Annotated in this window: 1 protein-coding gene; it reads right to left on the bottom strand. The window is 68.2% G+C overall.

What is annotated here, in order from left to right; genetic code table 11:
* On the bottom strand, window positions 1-556 hold a 556-nt coding region (locus L1073_RS17145), incomplete at both ends, for a DUF2345 domain-containing protein (RefSeq protein WP_246901445.1).

Below are 556 nucleotides of genomic sequence, written 5' to 3'. Positions count from 1 at the left end.
CGCCTGCATCTCCACCTTGCCCTTGGCGGCGAAGAGTTTGATGCCGGCGCGGTAGACGAACAGCGAGAGCTTCTCCGAAATCGAGGCGACGAGACTCTTGCCGGTGGCGATGTTGACGTCTTCGCCGCTGGAGACGCTCAGCGATTTGCCTTGCGCCAGGTGGGTCGACTCGGGCGTGCTCGCCGTGATCCCCGCCGGCGAGGCCAGGTGCAGCCAGGGGGCTTTCATGCGGGCGGCCTGGCCGCGGCCACCGCTGTCGGTAGCGCCGCGGGCGCTATCCTGAGTGGCATCGGTGAGCTGTTCGCTGGTGCCGTAGGTGTCGTCGGCGTCTTCACCGGCCTGCTTGAGGTTGTCGCGGCTGTCGAGGGCGTCGGCGTTGTGGTCCGCCGCACTCTGGCTGAGCGTGTCGCTGAGCTGGTAGGCGCTGTCGAGTTGCTGCTTGGCCGGCGTCAAATCGAGCTGGTCGCCGTTGGCGCCGAGCTGGCCCCAGCTGGTGAGGTACAGCCCCTGGTGGGCGCGGATGGCGCCATAGGCGTCGCTGCGCAGTTCGAACCCG

The organism is Chromohalobacter nigrandesensis, assembly GCF_023061285.1.
GTDB lineage: Bacteria > Pseudomonadota > Gammaproteobacteria > Pseudomonadales > Halomonadaceae > Chromohalobacter > Chromohalobacter nigrandesensis.
This window is presented reverse-complemented; position numbering and strand designations above follow the sequence as displayed.